We start from the raw sequence: 14,796 nt of genomic DNA, 5'->3' as shown, positions 1-14,796 counted from the left end.
CGGTCAGGCGGACGGCTTGATCACCTCGTCGGCGACCCACTGCGCGGCGCCGGCGGGGTAGGGCGAGGGCAGGGAGAGGACGAAGTGCCGGAAACCGGCGTCGAGCGCCTCGCCGATCGCGGCCCTGGTGGCGCCGGGCTCGTCGTAGGAGACGGGCAGGTGGACGGAGCGGGTGATCGAGGCGGGGTCGCGGCCGATGTCGGCGCAGTACCGGTCGAGCAGCGCGCTGCGGGCGGTGACGTCCGCGATGTCGCCGCCGGGGATGTTCCACAGGTCGGCGTGTTCGGCGACCACCCGCAGCGTCGCGGACGAGCGTCCGCCGATGAGGATCGGCGGGTGCGGGCGCTGGACGGGCTTGGGGTTGCCGAACGCGCCGGTCAGCCGGTGGTGCTCGCCGGCGAAGTCGAACGGCTCGGTCTCCGTCCACAGCCTCCGGATGATCGTGCACGCTTCGGCGAGGCTCTCCACGGAGTGCTCGAAGCCGTGGAAGGGCAGGCCGTGCGCCTCGTACTCGCGCCGGGCGAGCGGGTGGCCGGGGCGCGAGCCGGCGCCGATGCCGAAGTCGAGCCGTCCGCCGGAGACGAGGTCGACGGTGGTGGCGATCTTGGCGAGCATCGCCGGCGGGCGGAACCGGTTGCTGGTCACCAGCAGGCCGAGGCGCAGCCGCCGGGTCTGCGCGGCGAGCGCGGACAGCAGCGTCCAGCCTTCGAGGGCCGGGCCGCCGGGGTCGCCGCCGATCGGCATGAGGTGGTCGAACAGCCAGGCGTGGCCGATCTCCGGGATCGCGTCGGCCTCGCGCCATACCCGCAGGATGTCGTGGTAGCCGACCTGCATCGGCGCGGTCATGATCCCGAAACTGGGTGCGTGCGGCATGGGCCGTGGCCCCTTTCGCGGTAGTCGGGGTTTCGCTTACTTGCTTTCGAGGCGCCCCAGCGGGCGGGGGTCGTTCTCCAGCGCGGAGCGCGCCTCCTGCCAGGCGGTGTCGTCCGGGTCGAGGACACCGTGCAGGTAGGCGGTGGTGAGCCGCTGGATCAGGGCGACGCGTTCGGGGCTCTCGTCCGTCGTCTCCGCGACCTCGTATCCGGGGATGCCGCCGAGCGAGTGCTCCGCTCCGAACAGCGTGAGCAGGCTCTTGTCCTTGGGGCTGAGGACGTAGGGGTCGGTGAACCAGTCGGGCCCCCGGGTGGTCAGCGGCGACCGGTCGTGGTCGCCGGCGACGATGAGCGCGGGTGTGGTCATGTCGTCGAAGGACGGGTTCATGAAGGGGAAGTGCTCGGCCGCGAACGGCGACAGGTCGGTACCGCCGCGGCCGGTCAGGGCGAGCAGCACGCCCGCCTTCACGCGGGGGTCGGACATGTCCTCGCCGGGGACGCCGTCCGCGTCCAGGACGCGTGCGCCCAGCAGCATGCTCGCCGTCTGGGCTCCCCAGGAATGGCCGGCCACTGCGATGCGGGTGCGGTCGAGGCGCCCGGCGAGGCCGGGAACGGCGGCCTCCAGGACGTCGAGCCCGTCGATGGCGCGCGTCAGGTCGTCGACGCGCAGGCGCCAGATCCGCGGCGTGCGGGGGTCGTCGGCGGGGACGCCGAGCCTCCGGGAGTCGAGGTGGGTGGGCCGGACGACCGCGAAGCCGTGCGCGGCCCAGTGGTCGGCCAGCGGCGCGTAACCGTCCATCGACCAGCCGAAACCGTGCGAGAACACGATGACGGGCAGGTCGCCGCCGGTCGCGGGCGCGGACACGCTGACCTGGAGGTCATCGCCGCGTCCGGGGGCGGGCAGGACGACGGGCTTGGCGGTGACGACCACGGTTGAGGAGTTCGGCATGGGTGCCTTCGTTCGGTGGGCCCGGACGTGCGAGGTCGCGGGCGGGTGGCGGCGGAGGGGCGGGGCCTGGTGGCCGGGCCCGCGCTCTGGCATCATGGAAAGCGGGACCTTGTCCCGTTTCAACGATACGGAACCTTGTCCCGTTTAGCAACCCACGAGTCGGAGGCACGGTGGACGACGGCGAGCGCGCGGCCCGGCCCAGGCGGGCGGACGCCCGGCGCAACCAGGAGGCCCTGCTCGACGCGGCCGCCGAGATCTTCGTGACCTCGGGCGTGGAGGCGCCGGTCCGCGACATCGCGGCCAGGGCGGGCGTCGGGACGGCCACGATCTACCGCCACTTCCCGACGCGGGCGGACCTCATCGTGGCCGTCTACCGGCACCAGGTCGAGGCCTGCGCCGAGGCCGGACCCGCCCTGCTGGAGGAGAGCGCGACGCCGTACGCGGCGCTGGGGCGCTGGATCGACCTGTTCGTCGACTTCCTGGTCACCAAGCACGGGCTGGCCGGCGTGCTGCGGTCCGACACGGCCGGCTTCGAGACGCTGCACGCCTACTTCCTCGACCGCCTCATGCCCGTGTGCGCGCAGCTGCTCGACGCCGCGGCCGCCGCCGGCGAGATCCGCTCCGGTATCGGCGCCTACGAACTCATGCGGGGCATCGGCAACCTCTGCATCGGCGCGGAGAGCGACGACCGCTACGACGCGCGCCGGCTCGTCGGCCTCCTGATCGCCGGCCTGCGCCCGCCGGAGTAACCGTCCGGCGCGGCTACCGGCTCGGGAGCGAGCGCGGCAACCCGAACGACGGCAGCACGCTGTTCTCGAAGCGGGTCATGGCGCTGATCCGGCCGCCTGCCAGCGTGAGGACGAACAGCCCCGTCCCGTGGCGGGCGCCGGTGGGAGTGCGCAGGTAGCTGCCGAACGCGGGCTGGCCGTTGGCACGCGTCGGCACGAGGTCGAACCTGCGTCCCGCGTCGAACAGCCCGGCGCAGAAGCCCGCCACCACGTCCCGGCCCTCGTACTCGAAGGGCAGCGGCGGCATGGACACGAAGGCGTCATCGGTGAGCAGGGCCACCAGCGCGTCGACGTCGGCGGCCTCCCACGCGCGGACAAAACCCGCCACCACCGCGTTCTCGGCGGGCGAGCCGGCGGCGGGAGCCGGTTCGCCGCCGGTCAGCGCCGGCCGTCGTTGCCGCAGGCCGGCCCGCGCCCGCTTGAGGGCGCTCTTGACCGAGTCGACGGTCGTGTCCAGCATGCCGGCCACCTCGTCCGCGTGGAATCCGAGGACGTCGCGCAGGACGAGGACGGCGAGCTGGCGGGGCGGCAGGGCCTGGAGCGCGGTCACGAAGGCCAGCGACACCGACTCGGTCCGCTCGTAGCGGGCCTCGGGGCCGAGCGGCGCATCGGCCGCGCCTTCGAGGAGCGCGTCCGGGAACGGCTCCAGCCACACGACCTCGCCCAGCCGGGTCGGCTCGGGCGGCTCGACGCCGGGGACGTCCCACGCCTTGGCCGGGCGCCGGGCGGCCGCGCGGAGCGTGCTGAGGCACCGGTTCGTGGCGATCCGGTACAGCCACGTGCGGATCGAGGCCCGGCCGTCGAACCCGCCGAGGCCCCGCCAGGCGTCGAGCAGGGCGTCCTGGAGGGCGTCCTCGGCATCCTGGAACGATCCGAGCATCCGGTAGCAGTGCACCTGCAACTCCCGGCGGTACGGCTCGGTCAGTTCGCGGAACGCCTCGCCGTCCCCGGCCCGCGCCCTTGTGATCAGGTCGGCTCCCACCACCGCTCGCCACCCCTTTCCGCGACCGTTCGCTTCCATCCTGTACGGACGCCGGCCCGGGCCCGAAGGGGGCGGTCGGGAGGCGCCCCTTTTGCCGATGCCGCGGCATCTGCATCGGTGACAGTTCACGACACCGATGGGAGAAGCACCATGGGAAGGATCGTCATCAGCGAGAACGTCTCGCTGGACGGGGTCATCGAGATCGCGGCCGGCGAGGAGGACTCCCGGTTCGGCCGCTGGTTCGAGTGGATGACCGCCGAGGACCGCGACGCCTGGGCCGGGGCCGAGTACGAGGAGGCGCTGGGCGCCGAGGCGCTGCTCATGGGACGGCGGAGCTACGAGTGGTTCGTCGCGCGGGGCTGGGCGTCGCGGACCGGCGCGTGGGCGGACCGGCTGCGGAGCCTGCCCAAGCACGTCGTCTCCTCGTCCGCCGTCGACCTCGCGTGGGACAACACGTCGATCGTGAAGGGCGACGCCGTGGAGGAGATCTCGGCGCTGAAGCAGCAGGTGAAGGGGGACATCGTCGTGTACGCCAGCGGCCGGCTCGTGCAGACGCTGATCGAGCACGATCTCGCCGACGAGCTGCGGCTGATGGTCTACCCGTTCGTGCTCGGGGCCGGCGAGCGCCTCTTCGGCGAGACGAGCGACAAGAAGCCCATGCGCCTGGTCGGCACCCGCATGGTCGGCGACGGCATCCCCCTGCTCACCTACCGGGCCGTCCCGAAGCCCTAGCCGCCGGATCAGTCCTGGCCGGGGATCGCAGCGCCGGAGGGGAGGCCGGCGGCGACGTACGCGTCGTACTTCGGCTTCCACTCCGGCGGTTCGGCCGCGCGGCCCTCGGCCAGGGCGTCGAGCGCGGCCAGGCAGACGTCCCAGCCCGCCGCGTTGCGCGCCGCCGTGTTCCGGGCCTCGAGCACGTTGGTCAGGACGAACCGGGTCCGGTCGCCGGCGAGCGGTTCGAGGTCGAAGTGCAGCTCGTCGCCGCCCCAGGTGAACGCGAGCCGGCGCGGCGGCACGAGGTCGACGACGCGGCCGGTGGACGTGGCGTCGGGCATGTTCGGGTCGCCGGAGAAGGTGATCGCGCCGCCCACGGCGAGGTCGATGGTGATCTTCGGGGACGGGAACCAGCCGGCCAGCTCGGCCGGGTCGGTGACCATCCGCCAGACCCGGTCCACCGGGTGGTCGTAGATCCGCTCGAAGCGGACGGCGGGGCGCCCGTCCAGCTCGAGGTAGCTGCCGGGATCGGTGATGATCATGATGGGTCGCCTTTCCGGTCGTCGGTGGCCCGGGCGTCCAGCCGGTCGCCGAGGGCGTCCAGGCTCGCGTTCCACAGCCGGCGGTAGGGCGCGAGCCAGGCGTCCAGCTCCGCCATCGGGGCGGGCCGGATCGTGTACAGCCGGCGCTGCGCGTCGCGCTCGACGTCGACCAGCCCGGCCTCGCGCAGCACGCGCAGGTGCTTGGACGTGCCGGGCTGGCTGAGCCCGCACTCGCGCGCGAGGTCGCCGACCGGCCGCGGCCCGTGCAGCAGCCGGTCCAGGATCGCCCGGCGGGCCGGATCGGCGAGCGCGTTCCACACCGCGGTTGCCATGTCCCCCAATATGCCTCACTCGGAATATAACCGTCAAGGAATGTAACGAGGTCAGCGAGTCGGTGCCCGGAGCAGCAGCCAGCCGGTGGCGGCGCCCGCGAACTGGAGCGCGGCGATCGCCAGCACCAGCCCGACGGGCCCGACCGCGTCCGCGCACGCGGCGGTGAGCGCCGCGCCGAGCGCCGACGCGCCGATCTTGAGGCTGCCGCCGGTGGTGTTGACCTGGCCGAGGCGGTCCGGCGGCGACTCGCGCTGGCGGAGCATCAGCGTCGCGGCGAACACCGGCCCCTCGGCCAGGCCCGCCGCGCAGAACGCCGCCATCGCCCACGGCACCGACGGGACCACCGCCAGCGCCGCCAGCGCGGCGCCGAACGCGACGAGCCCGCCGACCAGGACCGGCTCGGCGTGCCGGGGCGTCAGCCAGCGGCTGGACGCCAGCGAGCCGAGCAGCGACCCGACGGCCATCGCCACCAGCAGCCGCCCGCCCGCGCTGGGCGCGCCGCCGACGTGCCCGGCGAGCAGCACCGCCGTCACCGCGACGCCGCCGAACCCGAGCCACGCGAGCGTCGTCGCGACGGTCAGCGCGCGCAGCACCCGGCCGCGGGCCAGCACGACCAGCCCGCCGGTGATCACGTCCGCCAGGCCGGGCCGGCCGTCCTCGGTGACCTCGCCGATGTCCCGCTCGGCCATCGCGCCCTTGCCGACCTCGGCGACCGGTTCGGTGGGGTCGCCGGCCGCGGCCCGGTCGGGCCCCGCCGCGACCTCGACGGCGGTCCCGCCGACGTCCACCGGGCCGGGCGGCGCCGCGAACGGCAGCAGCGGGAGCGCGACCAGGCTCAGCACGGCGCTCACGACGATCGCGGCGCCCGCGTACTGGCCGCCCGCGAACGAGGCGACGCCGGCGGCCAGGCCCGGCCCGGCGATGGCCGCGACGTTGTAGCTCGACGCCTCCAGCCCGTACGCGCGCGACAGCCGGTCGGCGGGGACGAAGCGCGGGAGCAGGCTGGTCAGCGCCACGACGACGGGCTCGGTGCAGCCGATCACGGCGGCGACGCAGAGCGCGACGACCAGCGGGGAGTCGCCCGCCATCGCCAGGAGCAGGCCGGTCGCGGCGGCGTAGGCGGCGGCCAGCGCGACGACCGCGCGGCGCGGGCGGGCCATCCGGTCCAGCGCGTTGCCGATCACCGGGCCGCTCACCACGTACGGCAGCGTCATCGCGGTCTGCAGGTAGCCGGCGGTGGCGGCGTGCCCCGTCCGGGCCTGGACGGTCAGCACCAGCGCGGTCGCGACGCCCTCGGCGGACACCCGCAGCAGCGTCGCGGCGGTGAGATGAAGCGGCAGCCCCCTGATCACCCTCGGATCGTGACACAGCAACGGCCCGCCGGGTCCGCCGGAAAGGGGCGACCTAGACTTCTGGTGTGACGCAGACAACGGGGACGACGGCACACGAGCACCGGGTGACCAGCGAGGTCGGGCGGCTGCGGACGGTCCTGCTGCACCGTCCGGGCGCGGAGTTGAAGCGGCTGACGCCGCGCAACAGCGACAAGCTCCTCTTCGACGCGATCCCCTGGGTGGGCCGCGCGCAGGAGGAGCACGACGCGTTCGCCGAGGCGCTGCGCGAGCGCGGCGTCGAGGTGCTGTACGTGACCGAGCTGCTGCAGGAGGCGCTGGAGTACGAGGCGGCGCGGGAGCAGGCGATCGCGGACGCGATCATCGACCTGCGGCTCGGCGACCAGCTCCGCCGCGTCGTCGAGGGCCACCTGCGCGACCTCGACCCGGAGGACCTGGCGCAGACGCTGGTCGCGGGGCTGGCGCACGAGGAGCTGAAGTCCGGGCACGGCCTGGTCTACCGGCTGATGGACCGGCTCGACTTCATCGTGGACCCGCTGCCCGGCCTGCTGTTCACCCGCGACAACAGCGCGTGGATCGGCGACCGGGTGGCGGTGACGAGCCTGGCGATGGAGGCGCGGCGCCGGGAGGCGCAGCTCACCGGGCTGATCTACGCGCACCATCCGCGGTTCGACGGGGTCGAGCCGGTGTACTCGCCGGCGCTGGAGCACCTGGAGGGCGGCGACGTCCTGCTGCTGTGCCCGGGCGTGATCGCGGTCGGGACGGGCGAGCGGACGACCCCGGCGGGCGTGGAGCGGCTGGCCCGGCAGGTGATCGGCGCGGGGCTGGCGCACACCGTGCTGGCGGTGCCGATCGCGCAGGAGCGGGCGACCATGCACCTGGACACGGTGTGCACCATGGTCGACGTCGACACCGTGGTCATGTACCCGCCGGTCGCGCACTCGCTGACCGCGTACACGGTGACGCTGGACGGCGGCGACCTGCGGGTCGCCGAGCCGCGCCCGTTCCTGGAGGCCGCCGCCGCGGCGATGGGCCTGGACCGGCTGAAGGTGATCGACACCGGCCTGGACCCGGTGACGGCCGAGCGCGAGCAGTGGGACGACGGGAACAACACCCTCGCCGTCGCGCCCCGGCTGTGCGTGGCCTACGAGCGCAACATCGAGACGAACGCGCAGCTGGAGGCGTCGGGGATCGAGGTCATCCGGATCAGCGGCAGCGAGCTCGGCACCGGCCGCGGCGGGCCGCGCTGCATGTCCTGCCCGATCCTGCGCGACGCCCCGTAAGGGCCGGTGAAACGGCGGAAGGCCCCGGCGACGCCGGGGCCTTCCTGACGTTTGGCAGCTCGGGCGGTGTCGACGGGGGCACGACAGCGCCCGAGCTTGTGAGGACCCTACAAGGTGACCGGGTGGTCTTTCTAGGCGGGGTAGGCCCTACTCGGGGCCACCCCGTTCCGGGAGCCGTCGTACAGGTCGTCTTCCGGCTCGTCCATCAGGTCCGGGAAGTCGGAGAGGTCGGGCACCGCGACCGGGGTGCGCGCGGGTGCGGCCGCGTCCTCGCCGCCGGGCGAGCGCGGCGCGCGCAGCACGGCCCACACGGTGGTGGCGCCGTTCTCGTGCCGCACGCCCCAGCCCTCCGAGAGGGCCTCGACGATGCCCAGCCCGCGCCCGCCGAGCGAGGACAGCGTGCCCGGGCCGCGGCGCGGCTCGGTCATCGCGCCCCCGTCGCTGACCTCCAGTTCGAGGACGTCGCCGCGGCACAGCCAGCAGACCTTGACCTGCCCGGAGGGCAGCGGCCTGGCGTGCCGCAGCGCGTTGCTGATCAGCTCGCTGACGATGACGCTGGCGTCGTCCACGACGGTCTCGTACACCCCCGTGGCGGCCAGCTCCGAGCTGAGGCGCCTGCGGGCGACCGCGACGCTCGACGGCGCGTGTGGCAGCAGTACGACGCTCGACGCCCTCACCTCCCCGTGCTCGCTCGGACGAGACCCGTCGCCGCTCTTCCGGTACGACCGAAATGCCCTGATGGCAGGGGCCGGAAACCTGGGCGGCACGGTTCGCCACCTGCCCAACGAGTCACCGGCCGTCCGGTCACGGTGATCACCCCCGTCCGTGGTGTGCGAGCCCGGCGCGCGACGGTGATCGTCTCACCAACGGCGACCAACAAAGGATCTATCCAGCCGGCGGACGGGTTACTCCTCGCGCCCGCGTTTCGTCCGTCACACCCGGTGGCCACCGAACATTCCCGCACGGGGCAACCCTGCCACCTGCCGGGACCGCGCAAACCGCGCGCCAGTAGGGACTCACCCGGCCGCATCCGGACCGCTGTCCTCACGGTAAGTGACCGACCGGGCGGTCATTCGGCGGGCAGGACGAGCCGCATGCGGGTGCCCGTCCCGCCGCGCTCGCCGGGATGCGCCGAGATCGCCCCGCCCTGCGCCTCGGTGAGCCGTTTGACGATGTAGAGGCCGAGGCCGATGCCGCCGAACCGGCGCCGGTCCCCCGCCTCGCCCTGCACGAACCGCTCGAAGATCCGCTCGTGGTCGCCGGGCCTGATGCCGATCCCCTCGTCCTCGACCGTCACCGCGATCCCGGACGCGCCGGCCTCCGCGCGGACCCGGACCGTCCCGCCGTCCGGGCTGTACTTGAACGCGTTCTCCAGCAGCTGCCCGAGCACGATGTCGGTCGCCATCGCGTCGCCCCGGCACGGCGGCAGGCCCGGCGCGATCTCCAGCTCGACCCGGTGCAGCGCCGACAGCGACCGGAACCCCGCCACGACCCCCTCCAGCACCCGGGCCAGGTCGAACGGCTCGATCGTCACGGCCAGCTCGTCGGCGCCCGCGCGGGAGCCGAGCAGCAGGTGCTCCACCAGCCGGCCGAGCGACTGGGCCCGCTCGGCGATCGTCGCGACGGCGGCGCGCCGGTCGCCGTCGGGCAGCTCGTCCCACCGGTTGACCAGCGTGGACGCGAAGCCCTGCACGACCGTGATCGGGGTGCGCAGCTCGTGGCTGGTGGTGGCGAGGAACAGGTCCTTGGCCTCCTCCAGCGCCTTGGCCTCGGTCACGTCGCGGAAGTCGACGACCAGCTCGCCGGTCTCCTCGATCTCGGCGGCCAGCACGTTCAGCCACACCCCCGACTCCAGCGGGAACGTCAGCATCTCCCCGAGCGCGGGCATGTCGAACGGCAGCGGGCGGCCGATCGCGTCCTCCGGCGGGATGCCGGTGAGGGTGTGCGCGGCCGGGTTCCACTGCCGGACGACGAGGTCGTGGTCGAGCACCGCGATCCCGTCCGCGCTGGAGTCGATCACCGCGCGCTCGTGCGCCCGCTGCCGGACGACCTCGGCGTAGGCGACGGCGTTGCCGACCGCGACGCCGGCGTGCCCGGCGAGCAGCTCCAGCAGCTCCAGCTCGGTGTGGCCGATCTTGCGCCCGGAGAACAGCGCGTACAGCGCCCCGTACGGCCGGTTCTGCAGGTAGGACAGGCCGAGCGCGACCGTGTGCAGGCCGGGCAGCTCGGACCAGATCAGGTCGCCGAGCCGCTGCTCGCCGGTCGCCAGCTTGACCGTCTTGCCCGACCGCAGCAGCTCCCCGACCAGGCTCGACCGCAGCTCGGCGGTCGTCCCGCGCATCCGCTCGGGCAGCCCCGAGGTGCTGACCAGCCGCAGCCGCTCCCCCTCGATCCGGACGAACCCGCCCGCGTCCGCGCCGGTCAGCTCGATCAGCGCGGTCGTGATCCGGTCCAGGACCACGGCCAGGTCCAGCTCGGCGTTCAGGTCGGCGACGATGTCGTTCAGCCGCCGGACGAGCCGGGCCCGCTCGGTCATGTGGTGCTGGACGATCTCGTCGTCCTCCGCCGGGTGGTACACCCCGACCCAGCCGAGCGGGGTGCCGGCCGGGTCCTTCAGCAGGCTCGTGTCGATCCGCACGTCGATCAGCCGGCCGTCGCGGTGGAACCGGCGGGTCGCGATCGAGATCTGCCCGCCCTCCTTCTCGGACTCGCCCTCGCCGGCGCGCCGGGTGAGCAGCCGCTCCTGGACGGCGTTGTGCTCGGCCTTCAGCTCGTCCGGGACGATCGGCGGGACGCGGCCGACCATCTCCTCGGCGCTCCAGCCGAACATCCGCTCGGCCGCCGGGTTCCAGACGGTGACCCGGTGCTTCTGGTCGACGGCCACGATCGCGTCGGCGGCGCTCTGGATGACGGCGCGCGCGATCGGGTCGTGGACGTGCTGCACGCCTGTCATCGTGCCACCCGGCACCGGCACCGCGCCGGACAACAGCCGCCGAAAGGTTCCCACCAGCTGCCGCGGACGGACGGAAGAACACCACTTCAGCGGCCCGAAGGCATCGAGATCGGCCATCCGGCGTGCCCTTTCCGGCGGGCGCGGCGCATCCGTCGGCGCGCGGTCCCGGCAACCTTACCGTCGGGTAATACGGCCGTTCCGGGCGGTCCCCGCCCGGCCGATCAGCAGGGTCGCGGCGCCCGCGACGAGGAAGGACAGCAGCGACGCGCTCATCCAGCTCTGCGGGGTGAAGTGCAGCGCGTCCCGGACGTCCTGCCAGAGGTCCGCCCACCAGCTCACGGTGCCGGGGTTGATCAGCTGGTAGGCGACGATGCCGACCGCCCACGCGGCGATCATGCTCCACCGGGACGGCGCGGTCCGGCTCGCGTCCCAGCCGCCCGCCCGCCCCCGGCCGAGGAAGAAGTCGGCGGCCAGCACGCCCAGCATCGGCACGAACACCGACCCGATCAGCGACAGGAAGCTCGCGTAGTCGTTGATGTCGAGCACCAGGGCGAGCACCGTGATCCCGGCGCCGAGCGCGACCGTCAGCACCCGGCGATCGGCGCGCGGCACGAGGTTCTGGATCGACACCGCCGTGGAGTACACGTTCGCGAACGACTGGTCGGCCTCCCGCAGCACGAACACCGCGAAGAACACCGCGCCCAGCGCGACGTGCAGGAACGGGTCGAACACCCGTCCGGTGTCGCCCGCGACCAGCGCCAGGGCCAGCAGGCCGAGAACGTAGGCCACGATCTGGGTGACCGAATACCCCACCGACGCCGCACCGAAAGCGCCCCGCGCGCTGCGGGCGTGCCGGGTGTAGTCGGCGGCGACCGGGACCCACGAGATCGACACCGCCAGCGCCGCGTCCGCGCCGATCCAGAACCCGTGCCACGACCCGTCGTTCAGGTCGGGCAGCGGCTGCCGGACGAGCTGCACGTAGAAGTACACCAGCGCGACGATCACCGCCGCGGTCACGTACCGGCGCAGCAGCCGCACCGACCCGAGCGGCCAGATCGTCAGGACCGTGGTGAGCACCCCGGCCGCGACCACGTAGCCCCAGCGCGGCACCCCGTCCCACAGCTCCCGCGCCGCGTCCGCGATCACGATCAGCTCGAACGTGCCCCAGCCGACGAGCTGCGCGATGTTCAGCACCGTCGGCACGTACGACAGCCGCGCGCCGAACAGGCCCCTGAGCAGCACCATCGCCGGCTGCCCCGTCTTCGCGCCCGGCGCGGCGGCCAGGCCGAGCATCAGCCCGCCCAGCACGGTGCCGACGACCATCGCGGCGATCCCCGCCGCGATCGCCAGCGTCGGCTTGCCGTCCGCGTCCGGCGCGAGGACGGTGTAGGCGCCGGAGAAGGCCAGCAGGCTGACCCCGAGGTTCGCCCAGAACGCGCTCTGGTCCCAGAAGCCGAGCACCTTCGGGGCGGGCTCGTCGAGGGTGTAGGGGGCCTCGTCGCGCGGACGCGCGCCGGCGAGGGTCTTTTCGACGTCGGACGTCACGGGGCACGCTCCCTACGCCGGCATTACCCGGACAGGTTCATGCGGTCGGCGGCGCCTGGAAGGCCGCCCTCTCAGCCCGGCTTGTGGCCCGAGCTCCCGCGGTTATCGGTCGGACCGATGGTACAACCGCCCGCAACCCGTACAAAGGGTGCGCCATCTCCCCGGCTGCGCCGGGACGCGACCGATCAGGCGACGTAGGGCTCGCCGTCGCCGCCGTTCTCCATCGGCCGGCCCGCCTCGGCCCAGCCCTTCATCCCGCCGTCCACGTTCTTCGCCAGCCAGCCGGCCTGGTTCAGCGCCACCGTCACCTGCGCCGACCGCGCGCCCGACCGGCAGATCACGAAGATCTCCCGGTCCCGGGGGACCTCCCCGGCCCGGTCGCCCAGCTGGCCCATCGGAATGTGCACCGCGGCGGGCGCGTGGCCCGCGTCCCACTCGTCCTGTTCCCGCACGTCCAGCAGGTAGCCGTCCTGCGGAACGTCGGCGGCGACCACCGCCGGCACCTCGTCCCCGAAAATCATCACACCCCCATGGAACCGCGCGAAGCCACCCTGCGTCGAATCACGCATGCGGTATCGGACGCTCATTCTCGCCGCGCCCGGGCTTGCCATGATCCTCTCACTGGCCGCCTGCGGCGACGAACACGCCAAGAGCCTTCCCGCCGAGAAGCCCTCGGGCACCGCCACGGTACGGCCCTCGGGCTCCCCGGCCGACGACCTCACCATCCGGATCCGGGCCTCCGCGCAGGCCCCCGCCAAGACCTACCGCCTGACCTGCGACCCGGCCGGCGGCGACCATCCGAAGGCCGCCGACGCCTGCGCCGCCCTCACCAAGGTCAAGGACCCCTTCGCGCCCGTCCCCAAGGACCAGATGTGCACCGACATCTACGGCGGCCCCGAGGTCGCCACGGTGAAGGGCACCTGGAAGGGCAGGCCGGTCGACACCACGTTCAAGCGCAACGACGGCTGCCAGCTCCACCGCTGGAGCCAGATCGGCCCGGTCTTCGGCCCCGTGCCGAAGGTCCGCTGACCCCGAGCCCTCCCCGTTCGGGCTCGCCCCGCCCATCCCCGCTCCGGCCCCGGTCCCGCGACCGGGGCCGCGGCATTTCCCGGGACGCCCCGTCCGCCGGGGCGGCGAAAAGAAAAGGCAAGGAGACGCATCTCCCTGCCACTTCCAAGCTATAGCGCGATGGGGGGCTTGCGGCAAGACCCGGGGTGTACTCCACGATTGTCCGCCGAGGCCAGAACCGGCGGAAACAGGGGGACAGCAAATGCGAGTGGTTCTGTCGACGTGGGGATCGCGCGGGGACGTCGAGCCGCTGGCGGGGCTCGCGGTGCGGCTGCGGGAACTCGGCGCGCAGGTCCGGGTCTGCGCGCCGCCGGACGAGGACTTCGCGGCCCTGCTGGCGCGGGCGGGCGTCCCGCTGGTGCCGCTCGGCCCGACGGTGCGCTCGGTGGTCGCCAATCCGAAGCCGCCGACGGCGAAGGACGCGTTCCGGCTCGCTCCGGAACTGGTGCGCGCGCGGTTCGAGACGCTCGGCACGGCCGCCGAGGGATGCGACGCGGTGCTCGCGACCGGCCTGATGCCGGCCGGCGCGCGGGACGTGGCCGAGAAATTCGGCATCCGTTACGTGTTCGCGTGCTTCCACATATTCGGGCTGCCGTCGCAGCACTTCCGTCCCGGGGCACGGCCCGGCGCGCCGCTCCCGGAAGGGGAGACCGACAACCGGGTCCTGTGGAAGCAGGACGCCCGGAGGGTGAACGCGCTGTACGGCGAGGCGCTCAACAAGCACCGCGCGGAGATCGGCCTGCCGCCGGTGGACGACGTCCGCGAGCACGTCTTCGCCGGCCGGCCGTGGCTGGCGGCGGACCCGGTGCTGTGCCCGTCGGAGGACATGACGGACGTCGACCCCGTACAGACCGGGGCGTGGATCATGCCCGACGACCGCCCGCTCCCCGCCGGCCTGGAGGCGTTCCTGGACGCCGGTGAGCCACCGGTGTACGTGGGCTTCGGAAGCATGGCCGCGCACGCGCCGAAGGACATCGCCCGGGTGGCCACCGAGGCGGCCCGCGCGCACGGACGCCGCGTGGTCCTCGCGCGCGGCTGGGCCGGACTGGCCCCGATCGACGACGCCGGGGACTGCTTCGTCGTGGGCGAGGTCAACCAGCAGGCCCTGTTCCGGCGGGTCGCCGCCGTCGTGCACCACGGCGGCGCGGGCACCACGACGACCACGGCCCAGGCCGGTGCGCCCCAGGTCGTGGTGCCCAGGATCGCGGACCAGCCGTACTGGGCCGCCCGGGTGGCCGAGCTGGGCATCGGCGCCGCGCACCTCGATCCGGCTCCGACCGTCGAGTCCCTGTCGGCCGCCCTCTCGACGGCCCTGACGCCCGAGACCGCGGCGCGCGCGAAGGACGTGGCCGGGACGATCCGCACCGACGGGGCCATGGTGGCCGCGAAGATGCTGCTCGACGGGGCCGCCGGGTAGG

At 73.7% G+C, this 14,796-nt stretch carries 15 protein-coding genes and 1 riboswitch; of the genes, 5 read left to right on the top strand and 10 right to left on the bottom strand.

The window, feature by feature from the left end; translation table 11 throughout:
- Positions 1-3: 3 nt before the first annotated feature.
- Together QP089_RS21370 and QP089_RS21365 are read right to left on the bottom strand one after the other, a co-directional pair.
- On the bottom strand, positions 4-873 hold the full coding sequence (locus tag QP089_RS21370; protein ID WP_285913489.1) for an LLM class flavin-dependent oxidoreductase: 870 nt from the start codon (positions 871-873) through the stop codon (positions 4-6).
- 36 nt (positions 874-909) lie between these two features.
- Positions 910-1,821, bottom strand: coding sequence for an alpha/beta hydrolase family protein (locus tag QP089_RS21365; protein WP_285913488.1), 912 nt, complete (start codon positions 1,819-1,821; stop codon positions 910-912).
- A gap of 170 nt (positions 1,822-1,991) precedes the next feature.
- On the opposite strand from QP089_RS21365, the gene QP089_RS21360 reads away from it, so the two are divergent.
- Positions 1,992-2,570: a TetR/AcrR family transcriptional regulator gene (locus tag QP089_RS21360; protein WP_285913487.1), complete on the top strand. Its 579-nt coding sequence runs from the start codon at positions 1,992-1,994 to the stop codon at positions 2,568-2,570.
- Positions 2,571-2,583: 13 nt separating this feature from the next.
- Here QP089_RS21360 and QP089_RS21355 read toward each other — a convergent pair whose 3' ends face one another.
- Positions 2,584-3,594: a sigma-70 family RNA polymerase sigma factor gene (locus QP089_RS21355; protein ID WP_285913486.1), complete on the bottom strand. Its 1,011-nt coding sequence runs from the start codon at positions 3,592-3,594 to the stop codon at positions 2,584-2,586.
- 147 nt (positions 3,595-3,741) lie between these two features.
- On the opposite strand from QP089_RS21355, the gene QP089_RS21350 reads away from it, so the two are divergent.
- Positions 3,742-4,323: a dihydrofolate reductase family protein gene (locus tag QP089_RS21350; protein ID WP_285913485.1), complete on the top strand. Its 582-nt coding sequence runs from the start codon at positions 3,742-3,744 to the stop codon at positions 4,321-4,323.
- Positions 4,324-4,331: 8 nt separating this feature from the next.
- On the opposite strand, the gene QP089_RS21345 is transcribed toward QP089_RS21350, so the two are convergent.
- The 3 genes from QP089_RS21345 to QP089_RS21335 are packed head-to-tail and all read right to left on the bottom strand — an operon-like array spanning position 4,332 to position 6,532.
- Positions 4,332-4,847 carry an SRPBCC family protein gene (locus QP089_RS21345; RefSeq protein WP_285913484.1) on the bottom strand — a complete coding sequence of 172 codons (516 nt, stop codon included), beginning with the start codon at positions 4,845-4,847 and terminating at the stop codon, positions 4,332-4,334.
- Positions 4,844-5,179, bottom strand: coding sequence for an ArsR/SmtB family transcription factor (locus tag QP089_RS21340; RefSeq protein WP_285913483.1), 336 nt, complete (start codon positions 5,177-5,179; stop codon positions 4,844-4,846). The genes QP089_RS21345 and QP089_RS21340 overlap by 4 nt, the downstream gene beginning before the upstream one ends.
- 51 nt (positions 5,180-5,230) lie before the next feature.
- Positions 5,231-6,532, bottom strand: a complete 1,302-nt coding sequence (locus QP089_RS21335) for an MFS transporter (RefSeq protein WP_285913482.1) — start codon at positions 6,530-6,532, stop codon at positions 5,231-5,233.
- A gap of 65 nt (positions 6,533-6,597) precedes the next feature.
- Between QP089_RS21335 and QP089_RS21330 the strand changes: the two genes are divergently transcribed.
- Positions 6,598-7,812: an arginine deiminase gene (locus QP089_RS21330; RefSeq protein WP_285913481.1), complete on the top strand. Its 1,215-nt coding sequence runs from the start codon at positions 6,598-6,600 to the stop codon at positions 7,810-7,812.
- A 131-nt stretch (positions 7,813-7,943) separates the two neighbouring features.
- Here the strand turns inward: QP089_RS21330 and QP089_RS21325 are convergent, their stop codons facing one another.
- From QP089_RS21325 to QP089_RS21310, 4 genes are all read right to left on the bottom strand, one after another.
- Complete coding sequence (locus QP089_RS21325) at positions 7,944-8,489, bottom strand: ATP-binding protein (RefSeq protein ID WP_285913480.1); 546 nt, start codon at positions 8,487-8,489, stop codon at positions 7,944-7,946.
- Positions 8,490-8,881: 392 nt separating this feature from the next.
- Positions 8,882-10,765 (bottom strand): sensor histidine kinase, encoded by a 1,884-nt coding sequence (locus QP089_RS21320; RefSeq protein ID WP_285913479.1) that lies wholly within the window; start codon positions 10,763-10,765, stop codon positions 8,882-8,884.
- 174 nt (positions 10,766-10,939) lie between these two features.
- A complete protein-coding gene (locus tag QP089_RS21315; RefSeq protein ID WP_285913478.1) occupies positions 10,940-12,310 on the bottom strand; it encodes a purine-cytosine permease family protein in 1,371 nt (456 codons plus the stop codon).
- Positions 12,303-12,420, bottom strand: a riboswitch (TPP riboswitch). Its footprint overlaps the gene before it by 8 nt.
- 75 nt (positions 12,421-12,495) lie before the next feature.
- Positions 12,496-12,828: a rhodanese-like domain-containing protein gene (locus tag QP089_RS21310; protein WP_446474075.1), complete on the bottom strand. Its 333-nt coding sequence runs from the start codon at positions 12,826-12,828 to the stop codon at positions 12,496-12,498.
- A 91-nt stretch (positions 12,829-12,919) separates the two neighbouring features.
- On the opposite strand from QP089_RS21310, the gene QP089_RS21305 reads away from it, so the two are divergent.
- Complete coding sequence (locus QP089_RS21305) at positions 12,920-13,339, top strand: SSI family serine proteinase inhibitor (RefSeq protein ID WP_285913477.1); 420 nt, start codon at positions 12,920-12,922, stop codon at positions 13,337-13,339.
- Between the two features lie 241 nt (positions 13,340-13,580).
- Positions 13,581-14,795: a glycosyltransferase gene (locus QP089_RS21300; RefSeq protein WP_285913476.1), complete on the top strand. Its 1,215-nt coding sequence runs from the start codon at positions 13,581-13,583 to the stop codon at positions 14,793-14,795.
- Position 14,796: the final 1 nt, after the last annotated feature.

Origin of the sequence: Actinomadura opuntiae, from assembly GCF_030283205.1 — a bacterium.
Classification (GTDB): domain Bacteria; phylum Actinomycetota; class Actinomycetes; order Streptosporangiales; family Streptosporangiaceae; genus Spirillospora.
The sequence above is the reverse complement of the archived record's forward strand: the minus strand, read 5'-3'. Positions and strand labels throughout refer to the sequence as shown.